We start from the raw sequence: 17,117 nt of genomic DNA, 5'->3' as shown, positions 1-17,117 counted from the left end.
AGTGAAGCTGGGCCCTCTCAAGCGCGAAAGCATCCTGCATCACTTGGCAAGGCGTCTATCGCTGCACCCGTTGTCAGATGCCCTACATCTACACGCCTTTGCCAAGCTTCTTCAGCAGCTGAATGGCCTGATCCTTCTCTTCGCCGTTCAGACCACTCATCATACTGTGAATGGAACTGACATGACGGGGGAAAATATGATCAAACAGCTCGCGGCCCGTATCTGTAATCTCTGCGTAAGTTACACGCCGGTCCTCGCTGCATGGAACACGCTTCAACAATCCCCTCTTCTCCAGCTTATCGATGTTATAAGTGATGCTGCCGCTGGTGACAAGGATCTTCTCGCCGATCTGCTGCAAAGGAATCCGGGTTCTGTGATACAGGACCTCCAGCACCATGAACTCCGCCGAAGCGAGCCCGTGGCTCTTCATATCCTTCACTGCATGATCCATTAAGCTCTTATAGGCCTTGGACAAGACAACAAACAATTTCAATGATGCTGCCTGCTCTTCAGCTTCTCTATCGGCTGCTATGCCGGATGTTTCCTTATAATCGTTCACCCTTGTTCACCTCCCATGCTTTTTAATTGCCTTTAAGTTAAACATCTTTAAATTAAACATCTTTAAGTTAAGATAAATATAATACATGACTCATCTATTGTCAACACCTTCTGCAATAAATATATCACGGCCGTTTGACCTGCCTCTAAAAACGGCGTATCCTTTTCCTTGGAAAAGCCGGATTAAACCTTAGGGACTTTTCTTGGAGCTGTCCTAAGGATTGCTCTGAGATTGCTCTAAGGTTAAGCTGCTATTGATCTGCTGAACTTATGCATATAGCAACAGTTATTTATTATAGAAGGAGGCTGAATGATGGAAGCATTGGATAGACAAGCTCCCGGCCCGCACGGTGAAGCAGGGCATCTGCCTCACGCACTTCGCATCCTGATCGTGACAGCGGTTGCGGCAGAGCGGGATGCGGTCCTGCGCGGCTTGAAGGGCAGCAGCAGGTTCCATGTCATCGCGGCGGGCGCCGGCACCGCCGCGGCGGCGGCAGGAACTGCCGCTGCTCTGGCAGCCGGAAGCTACGGCTGCGTCATCAGCGCCGGGATCGGCGGCGGCTTCCCGGGCCGTGCGCCCGTAGGCTCGCTGGTCGTCGCCAGCGAGATGCTTGACGCGGCCCTCGGCGCAGAGACGCCGGAGGGCTTCCGCAGCGCTGCCGAGCTCGGCTTCGGCAGCGTGTCCGTGCCGGCCGACAGCGGCACGGTGCAGGCGGTCTCGGCCGCGCTGGCAGCGGCCGGTCTTACGGTAAGCACGGGAATCGTGCTTACCGTGTCAACGGCGACCGGCACCGCCGGGACGGCCGCCGCTCTGGCCGCCCGCCATCCGGAGGCGGCGGCGGAAGCGATGGAAGGCCACGGGGTTGCCGTGGCTGCCCAGGCACTGGGGATCGCGGCGCTGGAGCTGCGCGCGATCTCGAACCCAGTCGGCCCGCGCGACCGGGCCGCGTGGAAGATCAATGAAGCCCTAGACGCGCTTACAGCGGCGGCGGCTATTTTATTGGAGGTACTGTAATGACTACAGAGCTGAATATCGCCTATTCCCCTTGTCCTAATGATACTTTTGTGTTTCATGCCTGGGCCCACGGCCTCGTCCCGGGTGCACCCAAGCTGAATGTAACTTTTGCCGACATTGATATCACCAATGGCCTGGCTGCCGACGGCGCCGGACCCGAGGTACTCAAAATCTCCTACGCCGCCCTTCCCTACGTGCTGGAGAAGTATAAGCTGCTGCCCTGCGGCGGCGCGCTTGGCCGGGGCTGCGGCCCGCTGGTTCTGACCCGCAAGGGTGCTGGCGCCATCAAGCATCCGCGTGAGCTGTCGGGACGCCGTATCGCCGTTCCCAGTGAGCGCTCGACCGCCTATCTGCTGTTCCGGCTATGGGCGGCACAGCAGGTGCCATCCGGACCTGCTGAGATTATCGTCCTGCCATTCGACGAGATCATGCCTGCAGTACAAAGCGGCATAATCGATGCCGGACTGGTTATTCATGAAGCCCGCTTCACCTACCCGTCCTATGATCTTAACCTGCTGACCGACCTGGGCAGCTGGTGGGAGAGCGACACCGGACTCCCGATACCGCTCGGTGCGATTATCGCCCGCCGCGACCTCGACCACGAGGCCATTACCGGATGGATCCGCAGCTCGCTGCAATATGCATGGGATCACCCAACCGATTCCAGAGACTACGTGCTGGACCATGCCCAGGAGCTGTCTCCGGAAGTTGCTAAATCACATATTGATCTCTATGTTAATGAGTTCACGATGAACCTCGGTGATGACGGTTATGCTGCTATCTCCGCCCTCTTGAACCGCGCCGCCGCCGAAGGTTTAGTCCCTGCGGTTAATCCCGCGCTGCTGCGGTAGCGTGCGGACCAATAACTCCTGCCGGCTTCCGGTGCGCATACTTGTGCTCCGGAAGCTGGCTTATTTTATAGCCTGACGACCCTAATCGAGCTTCACAGCTATTTACAATAAAAAAAAGATCAAGAAAAACGAGGAGGATATGATATGATCCCTGCCGGCAACAGCAAGCCTAATATTGAACGGTTCTCGGGGTATCAGGACGATTACGACCGCTACCGCCCCGAGGCCCCGCCTCTCGTGACTGAGCTGCTGACCCGTTACTTGGGCCGCAGGCCTTCAAGGGTTGCTGACGTGGGCTGTGGAAGCGGACTGTCTACCTTTTTGTGGAAGGATGCGGCAGATACCGTAACCGGAGTGGAGCCGAACCCCGATATGCTTGGCAAAGCGCTGGAGAAGCTGGATCTTCTGGGCAGCGGGGCAGATGCCATATTCTTTGTCCAGGGGTACTCTAACCAACTTCCTTTTTCGCCCTGCAGTGTAGACATCATCACTTGCTCGCAGTCGTTCCACTGGATGGACCCGTCCAGCACGCTTCAGGAGATCTCCCGCTGTTTGCGCCCGGGCGGAGTATTCGCTGCCTATGACTGTGATTGGCCACTGGTGCTGCAGCCGGATATTGAAGCCCGCTACAATCAGTTGATCGCAGCTGCAGATCATCTGTTGTCCGAGCTTCAGCCCGCAGCGGAACAGGCGCATAAATGGAACAAAGAAGGCCACCTGGCCAGAATAAAAGCCAGCGGGGCGTTCTCCTATGCGCGTGAAATTGTTTTTCATAACACGGATAACTGTGATGCACATCGATATATCGGACTTACGCTCAGTCAAGGCGGAATCCAAACCGTACTGAAGCTCGCTCCCGCCGCCCTCGCAAAAGACATTACGGATTTCTCTGCAATGGTGGAGCAATATTTCCAGGGACGAACCCTGCCTGTACTGGTCAGCTACCGGATGAGGGTCGCGATCAAGTAGCCGGTGAGACGAAGAACGTCCCGGTTTCCCTCCAGGGGAAGCCGGGGCGTTTTCTATTTTTCCGGGAAGAGTGGATCTAGACCTGCGGGAAAATGGCGGGGACGGCTGGAAAGAGGTCATTTACACGCTGAAATCTTATTCCTTCGTAATGTCTGGTGGTCGCTTAGGGGTAACTTTACAGGGGTTGCATCCCGAATACGAGGTGACAGATTGGCGGGGAAGAACCTATTTTGCCGACTTCGCCTGGATGCCCCGATATGTGAAGCTGCTCATCGAGATCAAAGGGTATGCTTCACATGTGCGTGATATGGACAGGCAGAAATACTGCAGCGAGCTCAACCGTGAAACGTTCCTGTTCGCCATGGGCTATCATGTAATTTCTTTGCCTACGATGATGTAAGTTTAATCAGTATGTGTAGTGGGAGCTTGTGAGTCACGCATATCATTCAGCCAAAGATAACCTCAGCATTATTTACTCTCCATGGTTACAGCTTTTGCTCCACAGAAAAAGCCTGACGCGAAGTGCCGCGTCAGGCGCTTTTTTAAGAAATATGTTGCTGCGTGCTGCCGAGTTGTGCAGTGGCCTATTCCTTCTGCCACTCACTTCTTATTCATCTTGAACCGCAGGAACAACTCGTTATAGTGGGCCAGCATCCGCTTGCCGAGATTGTCATAGACCTCCAGCCGGTCGGTGATTTCGGCGGGCGGGTAGAAGCGGGTATCCCCGGAGATCTCCTCGGGAAGCAGCTTCAGTGCAGGGACGTTAGGAGTAGAGTAGCCGACATACTCCGCATTTTTGGCTGCCACGTCGGGCCGGAGCATGAAGTTGATGAACTTATGCGCCCCTTCCACGTTGGCTGCCTTACGCGGAATGACCATGTTATCGAACCATTTGTTCGAACCTTCCTCGGGAACCACATAGTCCAGCTTATCGTTCTCGTCCATAATTTCGGAGGCATCCCCGGACCATACGATACCGACGGCTGCTTCTTCATTGGCCAGGAGCATTTTGATCTCATCCCCGACAATGGCCTTCACGTTAGGCGAGAGCCTGTTCAGTTTGGACAGGGCCTCCTGCAGATGCTCCTCATTCTGGTCGTTGACCGAATAATGCATGCTGTTCAGCGCCATGCCCATGACCTCACGGGCGCCATCCACGAGGAATATATTATTCTTCAGCCGGCTGTCCCAGAGGGAATCCCATGTGCTGAAATCCATGCCCTTGGTCATGTCCGGATTGAAAATAATACCGACCGTGCCCCAGAAGTAGGGAACGGAATATTTATTACCAGGATCGAACGACAAATCCATGAACCGCGAATCGATGTTGGCCAGATTGGGAATCTTGCTTTTATCCAGCGGCAGCAGCAGGTTCTCCTCGCGCATTTTGGCAATGGCGTAGTCGGACGGGACCACAACATCGAAGTTCGTGCCGCCCTGCTCGACCTTGGTCAGCATGGCTTCATTAGAATCAAAGGTCTGGTAGATGACCGTGATTCCGGTTTCTTTCTCGAACTGCTCCAGCAGCTCTGGCTCAATATAATCGCCCCAGTTGTAGATGGTCAGCGTATTCCCTCCGGAATACCCTTCGGCTGAGTTCAGCCGGGATGCAAGGAACATTAGTCCGAAGGCTACGATAAGAATCGCCAGAAAAGCATTTACCAACTGCTTCATCTAGGTACCCCCATTTCGGCGGCAGGCCCCGCGAGCGGAGCGGCCGGGCGGTTTTTGCGGCGATTGAGGAAGTAATACCCGGTCACCAATAGGATGGTAAAGAGGAAGATCAGCGTCGAAAGCGCATTGATCGACAGAGATACGCCTTGCCGGGCCCGGGAGTAGATTTCCACCGACAGTGTGGAATATCCATTGCCAGTGACGAAGAAGGTCACCGCAAAATCATCCAATGAATACGTCAAAGCCATGAAAAATCCGCTAAAGATCCCCGGCTTAATAATCGGCAGAATGACCTTTGTCAGCACATCACGGCGGCTGGCCCCCAGATCGCGGGCGGCGTCAGTCAGCGTCGGGCTCATATCCTGCAGGTGCGGCAGAATCATCAGCACAGCAATCGGCACGCTGAATGCCACATGCGAGAGCAGGACAGACGTGAAGCCGAGCTTAACGCCTACAATAGTGAACAGGATGAGGAACGAGGCCCCAATAATAACATCGGGACTAACGATTAACACATTGTTCAGTGAGAGCAGGGTGTTTTTGGCACGGCGGCTGCGGACACGCTGGATGGCCAGTGCGCCGATAATTGCAATCAGCGTAGCAATCGCCGAAGACAGCAGCGCAATCACCAGGGTGTTGATGACAATAATCATCAGCCGGGTATCCTGAAGGACTTCACGGTAATAGTCCAGCGTGAAGCCTTCGAATTCATGCATTGTGCCGCCGCTATTGAACGAATAATACATCAGGTACAGAATCGGCGCATAGAGCACGGCGAAGACCAGCACCAGATACAGGTTGGCAAATCCGTTTTTATTCCTCACTAGCGCACCCCTTTCCGTGAGCCGCCTGTCAGCACCATGAACAGCGCCATAATGACGATCAGGAAGACGGCAACCGTTGAACCCATGCCCCAGTCCTGTGTGACCAGAAAATGCTGTTCAATCGCGGTACCCAGTGTAATGACACGGTTGCCAGCGATAAGGCGTGTAATCATGAACAGCGACAGTGCCGGAATGAACACCGCCATGCAGCCGGAACGCACTCCAGAGATCGTTAGCGGGAAAATCACCCGCCGGAAGGTTGTCCATCCGGATGCCCCCAAATCGCGCGCAGCATCCACCAGCGACAAATTCAGATCCTCCAGAGCGCTGAAGATCGGCAGGATCATGAACGGAATAAAGATATACACCGACACAAACACAAAGCTGAATCCCGTGAACAGAATCTGCTGTTCCCCGATCCCTAGCAGGTCAAAGAAATTATTAACCGGCCCAAAAGTGCCAAAGATACCGATGAACGCATACGTCTTCAGCAGCAGATTAATCCATGTGGGAAGAATGATCAGCAGCAGCCACAACTGCTTATGCTTGGTCCGTGTGAGCAGATAGGCTGCCGGATAAGCAACCAGAAGCGAGAACACCGTGATCAAGAATGCATACCAGAAGGAGTTAAGCATCATCCGCATGTATACCGGCGTAAAGAAATTAATGTAATTATCCAGAGTAAGATGCCCGTCCAGATCAAACAGGGAATAATAGATGACCAGCAGCACCGGCGCAATAACAAACAGCGCGATCCACAAGTAATAAGGGATGAGGACATACGACCGGCTCTTACTGTTCATGACTTTCCACCTCGCCGTACGCTTCCAGACGTTTGTCGAATTCTTCCTCCGTTTCACCGAAACGCATGACATGAATGGCTTCCGGGTCAAAATAAAGCCCGATTTCGCTGCCTACCTCTGCCTTACGCGTGGAATGGACCAGCCATTCATGGCCGGATTCATCATAACAGCTGATCTCATAATGGACCCCCCTGAACAGCTGGGAATCCACGCGCACACGCAGCTTGCCCTGCTCAAGCGTGGCGATTTCCAGATCCTCAGGACGAATCACTATCTCTACGGCCTCATTCCGTTTGAGCCCTGCATCGACACATTCAAACCGCTGTCCGCCCCACTCCACCAGGTAATCGTCAATCATCACGCCAGGCACAATATTGGACTCCCCGATGAAATCGGCTACGAAACGGTTGATCGGCTCATCATAAATGTCATTAGGCGTACCGCTCTGTTCGATCCGTCCGCCGTTCATGACGAAGATCCAGTCCGACATCGCGAGTGCTTCCTCCTGATCATGGGTCACGAAAATAAAGGTAATGCCCAGCCGCTGCTGCATTTCCCGCAGGATATACTGCATCTCTGTGCGGAGCTTCAGGTCCAGCGCGGACAGCGGCTCATCCAGCAGCAGCACCTGCGGCTCATTGACGATAGCACGGGCAATCGCCACACGTTGTCTTTGTCCGCCGGACATCTCATTAATAGCGCGCTGATCGTAGCCTACGAGGTTCACAAAACGCAGCGCTTCCTGCACCTTTTGCGTGATTACATCCTTCTTAAGCTTCTTAATGTGCAGTCCGAAGGCCACATTCTCGAATACGTTCAGGTGCGGAAACAGGGCATAGTCCTGAAAAACCGTATTAACCTGACGTTCATTGGCGGGAATGTGGTTGATTAATTGGCCATTGAGAACGATGGAGCCTTCCGTGGGCTCCGCAAAGCCGGCGATCAACCGCAGAATAGTCGTCTTGCCGCAGCCCGAGGGACCGAGCAGGGTATAGAACTTGCCGCGTTCGATCTCGAAGCTGACGCCTTTTAACACCGGCTCTTCGTCATCGTATTGTTTGACTACCTGGTCAAAAGAAATAATAGTGCCTTCCGGGGTAGCTATAGCTAACAACCTCCCTTACCTTATGTAATACAACCTATTTTACCCGCTTCTTGCGGGGGACAATCGAAGTGGCATGCTCAGCGCGAGTAAGCGACAAGACCACCCATTCTTCGACATACCTCCATAATATACAGCATATAGGATATGTCCTATATATGCGATAGCCTACACTGATAAAAATCACACCGGAAACTTAACAAGATCGTAAAAACTAAGGCTCTCCGGGCCTGTTTTGCGGTGCTATAATGAAAACGGCTGAAAGTCATTTCATTTTTTCTCATAAACCTGAAAGAGGATGACCACCATGAATGAAGGATTACAGGACCGCCTGGAGAAATTCGGCCTGTCTTTATATATGATACGCGTTACCCTGGCTGCGTCACTATCCTGGCTGACGGTTCATACCCTATATGGGGACAGATACTTATATTTCGCTCCACTGGCTGCGATTCTGATCACTCAGGGAAGCGTCAAGGCTTCCTTGGAAAAGGGCATCTACCGGATGACCGGCGTTGTGCTCGGCGGAATCGTGAGCTTGATTGTGGGCCGGTTCTTTGATGTTGGCGCACTCTCCATTCTGCTGATGCTGCTGATTGGCATCGGAGTCGCCACAGCCTGCCGGATCAACATCCAAGCTATCTCCCAGGTCGGCGTAACCTCTGTTCTGGCGCTTACCTTCTATCATGATCACTATATCGAGTGGCGGGTCGCCGAAACGCTGATCGGTGTAATAGTAGCTCTAATCATCAATATGATTATCGTGCCGCCCAAGGCGTTCGTCAAGGTTAAAGGCTTGGCATTCGAAGGCAGTCTGTTGCTGGCAGACGCGTTAAGCAACCTGGCAGGTGGTGGACGGGGAGCGCCTCAGGCCTCGGCTACGCTGTCACGTTCCGCCTCGCTGCTGGAGAGGAGCGAGCAGCAGCAGAAAGAACTGCACTATACCTTAACGCATTATCATTGCCGCAACGATCTCCGCGGACTGACACAGTCCACCGCACATCTCAGACAAATCCACTCCTATGTCAAAGAAATCAGCTCAGAGATTGCGCTGCTGCCTACACATCACGCTGCCTCCGACTGGATGGCGGAGATCGTAACCGCCACCGCAGACTGCATTGCGCTCTACGGCACCAAGACTCTCTCGGATGCCGAAAGCCAGCATTCGCTGCCCGAGTTGCTTCGCCGGGCCCGCGACCTTCAGTTAGCCTGCTTTTCGGAGCTGCAGGGGCAATGCTCATTGACCTCCATCCGGGATCTTGGGGCAGTCTTCTCCCACCTGAACCGGGTGCTGGAGGAAATTGAACAGGCTGATTACGTAATGATGTCAGCTGCACCGCAGAATAGTAAGGCTGAGGCTACCCGCGCTATGCGCTTTATCCAAAAGGGACTCTCCCAGAAGCTTTAGGCTTGGGAGTGTCCCTTTTTTTCAGGAGAATCCCACCATTATCCCGCCTCAATTTCCCGCTGAATTCAGAATTCAATAAATATTGAATACCTTAAATAGATTTAATTTACATTAAAACAACAAATAACAACGTTTTTCGTTTTATATAGTGCAAAACAATTATTCCAGTTGAAAATTTGCTACTAAAGTACTAGAATTAATGTTGTTTGCAGAAGTTCTCATTACATACAGTGCCAATTATCACCATTTATGTCGATTATAGTCGACTTCCTCTATCACGTTACAGTTTGAAAATACGGAACGCAAAACCATAGGCCTGAGAGTATATCCTGCTGCTGCATTACGGTTGCCAGGACGCCAATAAAGACGCCATTTGGCCCTGCTATCCCAAGATATCGCAGCTTGACTCCATGATGTTCTTTTCTGTACAGATCCATTGATTATGCGAAAAGTGAGGTTACGAGAATGCCGCAGCAGATTATCGATCGTTCACGGAACGAGTTCATTGCTTCCATGCTTCTTGGGAAGCCTAATCTCATGGATCTTTATTCTGTGGATGCACAGACGATTGGCGGAACAGACAGAGCTAAGAATGGCGTCATCATTATCCAGAACAACCAAATCTTCATTACACCTCCTCTGTCTGGCGGCATGCCGGCTGTTATCTCTGCTGTCCATCCCGTAGTACTCAAGCTCAATGGACAACTGCTCACAGAGCCAACTCCAATCACTTCTGCAGATGATCTCACCTGGGAGATTTGCGAGAAGCCGCAATATCAGATAACCGTATCCGATGATAAGCTCAAAGTGTACTTTACGCTTTACCGTGCTGAAAGATATGCCTGGAACCTGGTCAACACTCCGGCTTCAACCAGTGTTACTGTACGTGCGGAAATGAACCGCGATTCCTTGATATCTATCTTGTCGATAGCGCAGATTATGGCAGGCTTTGAGAAAAGCTCCTTCATCGGCTCCCTCAATATCCCTGCTATTTACGAAGAATTGAATAATCCTACCTATCTTCCCGTCTGTATAGCCGAAGGCAAAGCTCCTGTTCCTGGGACAAATGCGAGGCTGGAGGTGCTGCATCAGAACAAAATAGAAAATGAATTCAAAGGGACAGGCCTTGCTGACGAGGATTACCCCCGCGGGGCATTCATTAATGTGCAAGAAGGCGAAGTATTTGCACAGAAGATGCCACCCCAGGAGGGACTTCCCGGCTTTAACGTGTTCGGCGGTGTCCTGCCGCCGCCTCCTCCGCAGGACCTTACATTAATAACCGGGCACTATGCAGCGCTGCTTCCGGACGGACAGATCGTTGCCCGATGTAAAGGCAGACCGCGGATTACCGGAAATGGCACATTTGTGAAAACGATTGATTTCCCCCAAACCTATGTGGTTCCGCAGAGTGATACCCCAGAAGCTGCCACCATCAGGTTTGCGGGTGATGTATTTGCAGCACATCCTCTGAACAAGCACACGGTTATTGAAGCCTTGGGGAATGTATATATATACGGTGACATTCACAACTCCAGAATTGCTGCAACAGGCAGTATATTTATCCGCGGCATGGCCGTGGATAGCGAGTTGTATGCCGGGGCCTTCGGTGCTGCACACCACCATTTGTGCCGCTTTTCCGAGCTGCTGATCCAAGAGGTCTCCAGTCTGAGAGAAGCAGCCAAGAACCTTGCTGAGACCGTCGAGTCAACGATGCAGACGGTGAACTACGGCTTAGTCGTCATGCTGCTGCTGGAGAGCAAATATCATCATCTCCCTCTTCTAATCGGAGACATGCGGGAATTTTTGTCCGGTATAAGTCCTGACTACCCGCAGGATACCAAAATTTTGAGACATATGATGGGGATTTTCCTGAAACCCGGACAGTTCTCCGATCTCATTACCGATGCAGGAATAGGCTCTTTTCTGAGTCTTCTTCATAAACTTATTGAGGGAGTCTCGCTTATGCAGGAGGAGAACGTGCGGATCGATATTTCGGGGGCACAAAACAGCATCATCAAATCCAGTGGAGCTATTTATATTCATGGTGAAGGAATAAGCCGGAGCACGCTCTGTTGCAGCGGCGATATTTATTTTGTGAAGAATGGCTCCCTGTGTTCCGACTCCACTATGGAAGCTGAGGGAACGATTACCGCGCAGAATGTCAGCGGAGAGCACCTTCCCGGATCACTCCTTGTTGCAGGCCAGCAAATCACAGCGAGCACCATTCATAATGCATCGGTAACCATAGACGGGTATTCATTGGAGATTGCCGAACCTGGTGGGGATACTACGTTTACAGCCAAGATTCTGAAACAAAAATGCAAAGAATCAGGCTCGCTTTCAACTGAATAACACAGTCCACTACATACAGCATGAATTGCCAAAAGAAATAGAGAGACCCTGCAGAGCCGCGCGGCATCCTTCAGGGTCTCTTTTCATGAATGTTCAGGATTCGAATTGTGGTCTTTCGAGCTCAAATGTCCGGCCGATGGCCGCATAGGAAGCTCCGGCAAGACGGCTGACCGGCTTCAGCCTGGCAGCGTCAATGCGCCCGCTCTGAATCAGTTCATCCTCGATATAGAAACACAGCACTTCACCGACCAACATATCGCAGTTCCCCAGCTCCACATGACGTACGAGACGGCATTCCATGGCGATCCTGCACTCCTCTATACGCGGAACCTGGATCATCTGCCCGGGTACTGACGTTAATCCAGCCAACTCCAGCTCGCTGATGCCTTCAGGTGCATTGATCGAAGTATGATTAATGGCGGCAACGTTCTCCTCGTCCACGATATGCACAACGAACTCTCCGTTCCCCAGAATGTTGCTTGCGGTATGCTTCATCTCTCCGCTTGCCTTGCGTACACAAGAGATCATAATCATTGGTGGCTGATCACTTACAATATTAAAAAAGCTGAATGGCGCGGCGTTCACTACGCCCTGCTCGTTCATCGAAGTGACAAAGGCAATCGGACGGGGGATAATACTGCCGATCAGAAGCTTGTAATTATCATGCGCTGTTTGTTCAGAAGCTTTGATATACACGGTACACACCTCCTGTTATTGAGTAGGACGTCTTAAGGGTCTTCGGCTTATTCTAACATTAACCAGAACAATGCTGCTGACAATAAGCAGCAGGCCAATCACCAGATTCAAGGTAATCCGCTCATGCAGCAGCACTACGCTTGAACCGATGGAGATGAGCGGGATCAGGAAGGTGAAAGAGCCCACTTTTCCAGCTTCCCCCTCCTTAATCAGGCTGAAATATACCATCCAGCCCAGAGCAATCACAAATATGGAGATAAAAAGAGTGTTCGAGATAAAAGCTGCATTCCAGGTAATATCTGCCCAGCTCTCAGTCACTGAACCTGCAGCCAGCAGAATGATGCCCCCGATCATAATCTGCATGGCGGTCATCCAGAGCATATCTACCCGCGCCGCATTGCGTTTGGTATAGACCGTAGCCAGCGCCCAGCTGAGCGCACTGGCCAATGCGAGCACAATTCCCTCGACTGAGATGCTCCCGTTAAAGCCGCCGATGCTAAGCGAGGCTACGCCGAGGAACCCCATCAGGAGACCCGCCAGCTTCAGCCCGTACATGCTCTCCCCCAGCCAGATCCAGGCGAAGATGCCGAGCAGCACCGGCTGCAGGAAGACAATGGCCGAGAACAGGCCGGAAGGCACATACTGCAGGCCAATGGTCTGGAAGCCATAATAGAAGACAATACTTAAAAAAGCCGAGATCAGATAGACGGGCCACAGCCGCTTGAATTGAAGCTTTCCCCACTTTGGAAGCGCAGCGCATATAAGAATTACACCGGCAATCACGGTGCGGATACCGGCAAACAACAGCGGCGGGGCGTAATTTAAAGCGATTTTGGAAAGAGGCCAATTGATGCCCCAGACAATGACCAGAAAGATAAGCAATGCTATGGTTTTCCTCTGCTGATGCATTTATTCACCTCTTGTTCTATTTTCAACCCAATGATACATTAAAATTAGTTATAATTGAAATGAATTATACTCATAAGGGGCATAACAAAACTGATATGAACAATACTCAAATTCGTTTGTTTGTCAGCATCGCCGAAAGCGGCAGCTTCACCAAAGCCGGATTGGAAATGAATATGACCCAGCCGGCAGTCAGCCGGGCGATCTCCGCATTGGAGACGGAGCTTGCTGTGAAGCTGCTGCTGCGGGACCGGCGCAACGGGCTGATGCTGACCGATATCGGCAAGCGTATTCTTGTTATTTTCCGGGAGATCCTGATCGGATATGACAAGGTAGAACAGGAGATCGCCGCTGAGAAGGGGCTGGAGAAGGGGCTGATCCGGATCGGGGCATTTCCGGTTGCCTCGGCCCACCTGGTGCCGAAGATCATTCGTGCTATCGCCGCCAGCTACCCCGAAATTGAGATCAGGCTGTACGAAGGAACGGTAGCCGAGGTGAAGGAATGGCTGGAAGCCCGGATCATTGATGTGGGGCTGATCATTCCGCCGGGAGATGAATTCGACTGCGTTCCGCTTTTTCGGGAGAAGCTGTATGCTGTGCTCCAGGATGACCATCCGCTCCGGCACAAGCATGTCATATGCGTGAAGGACCTGGAAGATGAGCCGATGCTGATCTGCAGATCCGGGTACGAGCCTCCGGTAGTTGATTTATTCAAAAGAGGCGGCAGCAAGCTGAATGTAAAATATGAGGTCAACAGCTACATGACTGCACTGAGTATGGTGAAGGAAGGGCTGGCTGTGGGCGTGATGTCCCAGCTTTCACTGCTCTCGCTTCCTCCGGGTGTGATTATCCGGGAGCTTGCTCCCGATGCCTACCGGGATATTCATCTCGCGGTCAACTCTCTTACAGAGGTTTCGATTGCCGTCAGATTGTTCATGGATACCGCACTGCGGCTAACCTCGGGTTCGGAGACCACTGAATCCCCTCCCATCGAGGCCGGGTAAGTATAGCTGTGCAGATCGAATGAAAAAGGAGTGAAGCAAAGTGAAATTTAATCGTTTGGGCCACAGCGGGCTGCAGGTCTCTGCGCTGGGTTTGGGAACCAACTCTTTCGGCAAGCGGGCGGATCAGCAGACCTCCATAGGTATCGTTCATGCCGCGCTGGACCAGGGCATTAATTTTATAGATACCGCCAATATTTATGCCGGAACGGAATCAGAACGGATAATCGGGATGGCGCTTGCGGGCAGACGGCAAGATGCCGTTCTGGCTACCAAGGCGGGCCTGCCAGTGCATGGAGGACCCGGAGGAAGCGGCTCTTCACGACACCATCTGATGCAGGAGCTGGAAGGCAGCCTGCGCCGGCTGAAGACAGACTATGTGGATCTATATCAGATCCACACCTTTGATCCCTACACACCGCTGGAAGAAACCCTGCGAACACTGGATGACATGGTGTCTGCAGGCAAGGTCCGCTACATCGGCGCTTCCAATTATGCAGCCTGGGAGCTTATGAAGGCGCTTGGCATCAGCGAAGCTCGCAATCTGGTCAAGTATGTCTCCATTCAGACAAGCTATTCGCTTGCCGACCGCACACCGGAGAGCGAACTGCTTCCCCTATGTCTGGATCAGGGAATTGGCATCATCCCCTATTTCCCGCTTGCCGGAGGTATTCTCACCGGAAAATATGGCGGCAGCGGTCCAGCGCCTGCCGGCTCCAGAGCGCAGACTGATCCGAACTTCAGCCGTTTCCTGACCCCCGGGCGTGTTGAGCTGGGGAACAGAGTAGGTTTAATTGCTCAGAAGCTGGACATCTCACCCACGGCACTCTCTTTAGCCTGGCTGATGAACAGACCTGCTGTCTCCAGCGTAATCGTCGGAGCTACGCGGGTAGAGCAGCTGCAGCAGAACCTGCTCAGCACCAACGTATCGCTGGACGCGCAGACCCTGGACCAGCTCGAGGAAGCGAGCCATGCCTTCCGCACCGGCGAGCCGTTCGCTGTCTATCGGCTGCCGTAACTGAAGCGGCATAGGAATAATGGGCTCCCGCCTGGCCGAATAACAAGGATAGCTATACCCTTCCTAGAAGGGGCTTGGTGAACAGTGTCGGGCTAACAGCCCGTCTGTATCCCTTAGATGCGTACACCAGTCGTTGCTTATCTATGGAGGCAAACGCCTGGAGAGGCTGCAGATCAAACACGCCAAACAGCGGTTCCCCAGATCGGAGAATCGCTGTTTGGCATGACTATATAGGGTTGTTAATATCAGGAAAAGACCTCCGCGTTATACTGCAGCGATGAAGCGCTCCATATCCTCTTGTACAGTCGTAATCCCGCTAATCCCAAAGTTGTCTACCAGCACCTTGGCCACGTTCGGGGAGAGGAAGGCCGGCAGTGTAGGACCGAGGTGAATATTCTTAACACCCAGATGCAGCAGAGCCAGAAGGACAATGACCGCCTTTTGCTCGTACCAGGCAATATTATAGGCAATCGGCAGATCATTGATGTCATCCAGCCCGAATACTTCCTTCAGCTTCAGCGCAATGACGACCAGAGAATAGGAGTCGTTACATTGTCCGGCATCCAGCACGCGGGGAATCCCGCCGATTTCACCAAGCTCCAGCTTATTGTATTTGTACTTCGCGCAGCCCGCCGTCAGGATCACCGTATCTCCCGGCAGTTCAGCCGCAAAATCGGTATAGTAATTCCGGCTCTTCATCCGGCCGTCGCAGCCTGCCATCACGAAGAACTGCTTGATCGCTCCGCTCTGTACCGCCTCTACTACCTGATCGGCCACATTCATTACCGCCGCATGAGCAAAGCCGCCGACGATCTCTCCGGTTTCGATTTCAGTAGGTGCCTCGCAGCCTTTGGCCTGTTCAATGACCGCAGAGAAATCTTTCACTCCGTTCTCATCAGCCGCAATATGCCGCACTCCGGGGAAGCCGGTATGGCCTGTAGTGTACAGACGGTTTATATAGCTCTCCTTAGGCGGTACAATACAGTTCGTAGTCATCAAAATCGGACCGTTAAAGCTCGCAAATTCCTCTGTTTGCTTCCACCAGGCGTTACCGTAGTTACCTACGAAATGGCTGTACTTTTTAAAAGCAGGATAATAGTGGGCAGGCAGCATCTCGCTGTGTGTGTACACATCCACTCCGGTCCCTTCCGTCTGCTTCAGCAGCGCCTCCATATCCTTCAGGTCATGCCCGCTGATCAGAATCCCCGGACGGGTTCCCACACCGATGTTCACCTTGGTGATCTCCGGATTGCCGTAAGTCGATGTATTCGCCCGGTCCAGCAGCGCCATCACCGCTACACCTAGCTTCCCGCACTCCAGAACCAGTGCTGTTAACTCCTCACCGCTCAGGGAGTCATCCAGCACAGCTGCCAAACCTTTTTCCATAAAAGCCTGTGCACCGGGTTCATAATACCCCAGCACCGACGCGTGCTCCATATAGGCCGCCATCCCTTTCAGCCCATAGGTCAGCAGCTCGCGCAGGGAACGGATATCCTCATGCGCTGTGGCAAGAACACCTACCTCTTGTGCCTTCAGCATCAGTTCTTCGTCCGTACCGGCAACCCAGAGAGCTACGTCATGACCGGAAAGGGCAACCTCTGCCCCTGCCAGCTTCAGTCTGTCTCTCCACTGGTCACGAAGCACTACACCCTCCCTGATGCTTGCGGTGAAATGCTCCGGGGTGAAATTCGCATTGGTGATCGTGGCGAACATGCTTCCGGTCATGAATTTCTCCGTAGCTGGATCGGTGATCCCAAGTTCACGGCCCCGCCGTGCAAAGATTGAAATGCCTTTGAGCGTATACAGCAGCAAATCCTGGAGATTAGCCACCTCGCTGGTTTTACCGCAGACTCCCTGAATCGTGCAGCCCGACCCCTTCGCCGCCTCCTGACATTGAAAACAGAACATTTCGCTCATTCACTTTCACTCCTTAAGGGTTA

Annotated in this window: 16 protein-coding genes; 8 read left to right on the top strand and 8 right to left on the bottom strand. The window is 52.7% G+C overall.

Annotation, left to right across the window (positions count from 1 at the left end):
- Window positions 1-88 precede the first annotated feature (88 nt).
- The gene (locus ACAN54_RS15670; protein WP_379156775.1) at window positions 89-559 is read right to left on the bottom strand and encodes a MarR family winged helix-turn-helix transcriptional regulator; all 471 of its coding nucleotides are present in this window, start codon (window positions 557-559) and stop codon (window positions 89-91) included.
- Between the two features lie 312 nt (window positions 560-871).
- Here ACAN54_RS15670 and ACAN54_RS15665 point away from each other — a divergent pair, with 312 nt between their 5' ends.
- The 4 genes from ACAN54_RS15665 to ACAN54_RS15650 all read left to right on the top strand — a co-directional run bounded on the left by ACAN54_RS15665 (window position 872) and on the right by ACAN54_RS15650 (window position 3,793).
- The gene (locus tag ACAN54_RS15665; RefSeq protein WP_379156772.1) at window positions 872-1,573 is read left to right on the top strand and encodes a futalosine hydrolase; all 702 of its coding nucleotides are present in this window, start codon (window positions 872-874) and stop codon (window positions 1,571-1,573) included.
- A gap of 11 nt (window positions 1,574-1,584) precedes the next feature.
- The gene (locus ACAN54_RS15660) at window positions 1,585-2,424 is read left to right on the top strand and encodes a 1,4-dihydroxy-6-naphtoate synthase (protein WP_379157520.1); all 840 of its coding nucleotides are present in this window, start codon (window positions 1,585-1,587) and stop codon (window positions 2,422-2,424) included.
- A gap of 144 nt (window positions 2,425-2,568) precedes the next feature.
- Entirely contained in the window at window positions 2,569-3,393 is an 825-nt protein-coding gene (locus tag ACAN54_RS15655; protein WP_379156769.1) for a class I SAM-dependent methyltransferase, read from the top strand.
- A 70-nt stretch (window positions 3,394-3,463) separates the two neighbouring features.
- Window positions 3,464-3,793 (top strand): hypothetical protein, encoded by a 330-nt coding sequence (locus ACAN54_RS15650; RefSeq protein WP_379156766.1) that lies wholly within the window; start codon window positions 3,464-3,466, stop codon window positions 3,791-3,793.
- A 200-nt stretch (window positions 3,794-3,993) separates the two neighbouring features.
- On the opposite strand, the gene ACAN54_RS15645 is transcribed toward ACAN54_RS15650, so the two are convergent.
- From ACAN54_RS15645 to ACAN54_RS15630, 4 genes are read right to left on the bottom strand one after another with little or no spacing between them, the layout of a single operon-like run.
- Window positions 3,994-5,067 carry an ABC transporter substrate-binding protein gene (locus ACAN54_RS15645; RefSeq protein WP_379156761.1) on the bottom strand — a complete coding sequence of 358 codons (1,074 nt, stop codon included), beginning with the start codon at window positions 5,065-5,067 and terminating at the stop codon, window positions 3,994-3,996.
- Entirely contained in the window at window positions 5,064-5,891 is an 828-nt protein-coding gene (locus ACAN54_RS15640) for an ABC transporter permease (RefSeq protein ID WP_379156758.1), read from the bottom strand. The genes ACAN54_RS15645 and ACAN54_RS15640 overlap by 4 nt, the downstream gene beginning before the upstream one ends.
- Window positions 5,891-6,694 carry an ABC transporter permease gene (locus tag ACAN54_RS15635; protein WP_379156755.1) on the bottom strand — a complete coding sequence of 268 codons (804 nt, stop codon included), beginning with the start codon at window positions 6,692-6,694 and terminating at the stop codon, window positions 5,891-5,893. The genes ACAN54_RS15640 and ACAN54_RS15635 overlap by 1 nt, the downstream gene beginning before the upstream one ends.
- A complete protein-coding gene (locus ACAN54_RS15630; RefSeq protein WP_379156752.1) occupies window positions 6,684-7,808 on the bottom strand; it encodes an ABC transporter ATP-binding protein in 1,125 nt (374 codons plus the stop codon). The genes ACAN54_RS15635 and ACAN54_RS15630 overlap by 11 nt, the downstream gene beginning before the upstream one ends.
- A 295-nt stretch (window positions 7,809-8,103) precedes the next feature.
- Here ACAN54_RS15630 and ACAN54_RS15625 point away from each other — a divergent pair, with 295 nt between their 5' ends.
- Both ACAN54_RS15625 and ACAN54_RS15620 read left to right on the top strand, forming a co-directional pair.
- Window positions 8,104-9,204: an FUSC family protein gene (locus ACAN54_RS15625; RefSeq protein WP_379156749.1), complete on the top strand. Its 1,101-nt coding sequence runs from the start codon at window positions 8,104-8,106 to the stop codon at window positions 9,202-9,204.
- Between the two features lie 465 nt (window positions 9,205-9,669).
- Window positions 9,670-11,556 (top strand): flagellar assembly protein A, encoded by a 1,887-nt coding sequence (locus ACAN54_RS15620; RefSeq protein ID WP_379156746.1) that lies wholly within the window; start codon window positions 9,670-9,672, stop codon window positions 11,554-11,556.
- 93 nt (window positions 11,557-11,649) lie between these two features.
- Here ACAN54_RS15620 and ACAN54_RS15615 read toward each other — a convergent pair whose 3' ends face one another.
- Window positions 11,650-12,252: a flavin reductase family protein gene (locus tag ACAN54_RS15615; RefSeq protein ID WP_379156743.1), complete on the bottom strand. Its 603-nt coding sequence runs from the start codon at window positions 12,250-12,252 to the stop codon at window positions 11,650-11,652.
- 15 nt (window positions 12,253-12,267) lie between these two features.
- On the bottom strand, window positions 12,268-13,161 hold the full coding sequence (locus ACAN54_RS15610) for a DMT family transporter (RefSeq protein WP_379156740.1): 894 nt from the start codon (window positions 13,159-13,161) through the stop codon (window positions 12,268-12,270).
- Window positions 13,162-13,256: 95 nt separating this feature from the next.
- Here ACAN54_RS15610 and ACAN54_RS15605 point away from each other — a divergent pair, with 95 nt between their 5' ends.
- Both ACAN54_RS15605 and ACAN54_RS15600 read left to right on the top strand, forming a co-directional pair.
- A complete protein-coding gene (locus ACAN54_RS15605) occupies window positions 13,257-14,162 on the top strand; it encodes a LysR family transcriptional regulator (protein WP_379156736.1) in 906 nt (301 codons plus the stop codon).
- Between the two features lie 40 nt (window positions 14,163-14,202).
- Window positions 14,203-15,177, top strand: a complete 975-nt coding sequence (locus ACAN54_RS15600) for an aldo/keto reductase (protein WP_379156733.1) — start codon at window positions 14,203-14,205, stop codon at window positions 15,175-15,177.
- A gap of 264 nt (window positions 15,178-15,441) precedes the next feature.
- Here the strand turns inward: ACAN54_RS15600 and hcp are convergent, their stop codons facing one another.
- Window positions 15,442-17,094, bottom strand: coding sequence for a hydroxylamine reductase (gene hcp, locus ACAN54_RS15595; protein ID WP_379156730.1), 1,653 nt, complete (start codon window positions 17,092-17,094; stop codon window positions 15,442-15,444).
- Window positions 17,095-17,117 lie beyond the last annotated feature (23 nt).

It is taken from the genome of Paenibacillus diazotrophicus, from assembly GCF_042610465.1.
This window is presented reverse-complemented; position numbering and strand designations above follow the sequence as displayed.

What these genes read in the sequence shown, in the direction of transcription:
- ACAN54_RS15610 (WP_379156740.1), bottom strand. Translation starts at nt 13,161, where the DNA reads ATGCATCAGCAGAGGAAAACCATAGCATTGCTTATCTTTCTGGTCATT.
- ACAN54_RS15635 (WP_379156755.1), bottom strand. Translation starts at nt 6,694, where the DNA reads ATGAACAGTAAGAGCCGGTCGTATGTCCTCATCCCTTATTACTTGTGG.
- ACAN54_RS15665 (WP_379156772.1), top strand. Translation starts at nt 872, where the DNA reads ATGGAAGCATTGGATAGACAAGCTCCCGGCCCGCACGGTGAAGCAGGG.
- ACAN54_RS15605 (WP_379156736.1), top strand. Translation starts at nt 13,257, where the DNA reads ATGAACAATACTCAAATTCGTTTGTTTGTCAGCATCGCCGAAAGCGGC.
- ACAN54_RS15625 (WP_379156749.1), top strand. Translation starts at nt 8,104, where the DNA reads ATGAATGAAGGATTACAGGACCGCCTGGAGAAATTCGGCCTGTCTTTA.
- ACAN54_RS15645 (WP_379156761.1), bottom strand. Translation starts at nt 5,067, where the DNA reads ATGAAGCAGTTGGTAAATGCTTTTCTGGCGATTCTTATCGTAGCCTTC.
- hcp (WP_379156730.1), bottom strand. Translation starts at nt 17,094, where the DNA reads ATGAGCGAAATGTTCTGTTTTCAATGTCAGGAGGCGGCGAAGGGGTCG.
- ACAN54_RS15620 (WP_379156746.1), top strand. Translation starts at nt 9,670, where the DNA reads ATGCCGCAGCAGATTATCGATCGTTCACGGAACGAGTTCATTGCTTCC.
- ACAN54_RS15655 (WP_379156769.1), top strand. Translation starts at nt 2,569, where the DNA reads ATGATCCCTGCCGGCAACAGCAAGCCTAATATTGAACGGTTCTCGGGG.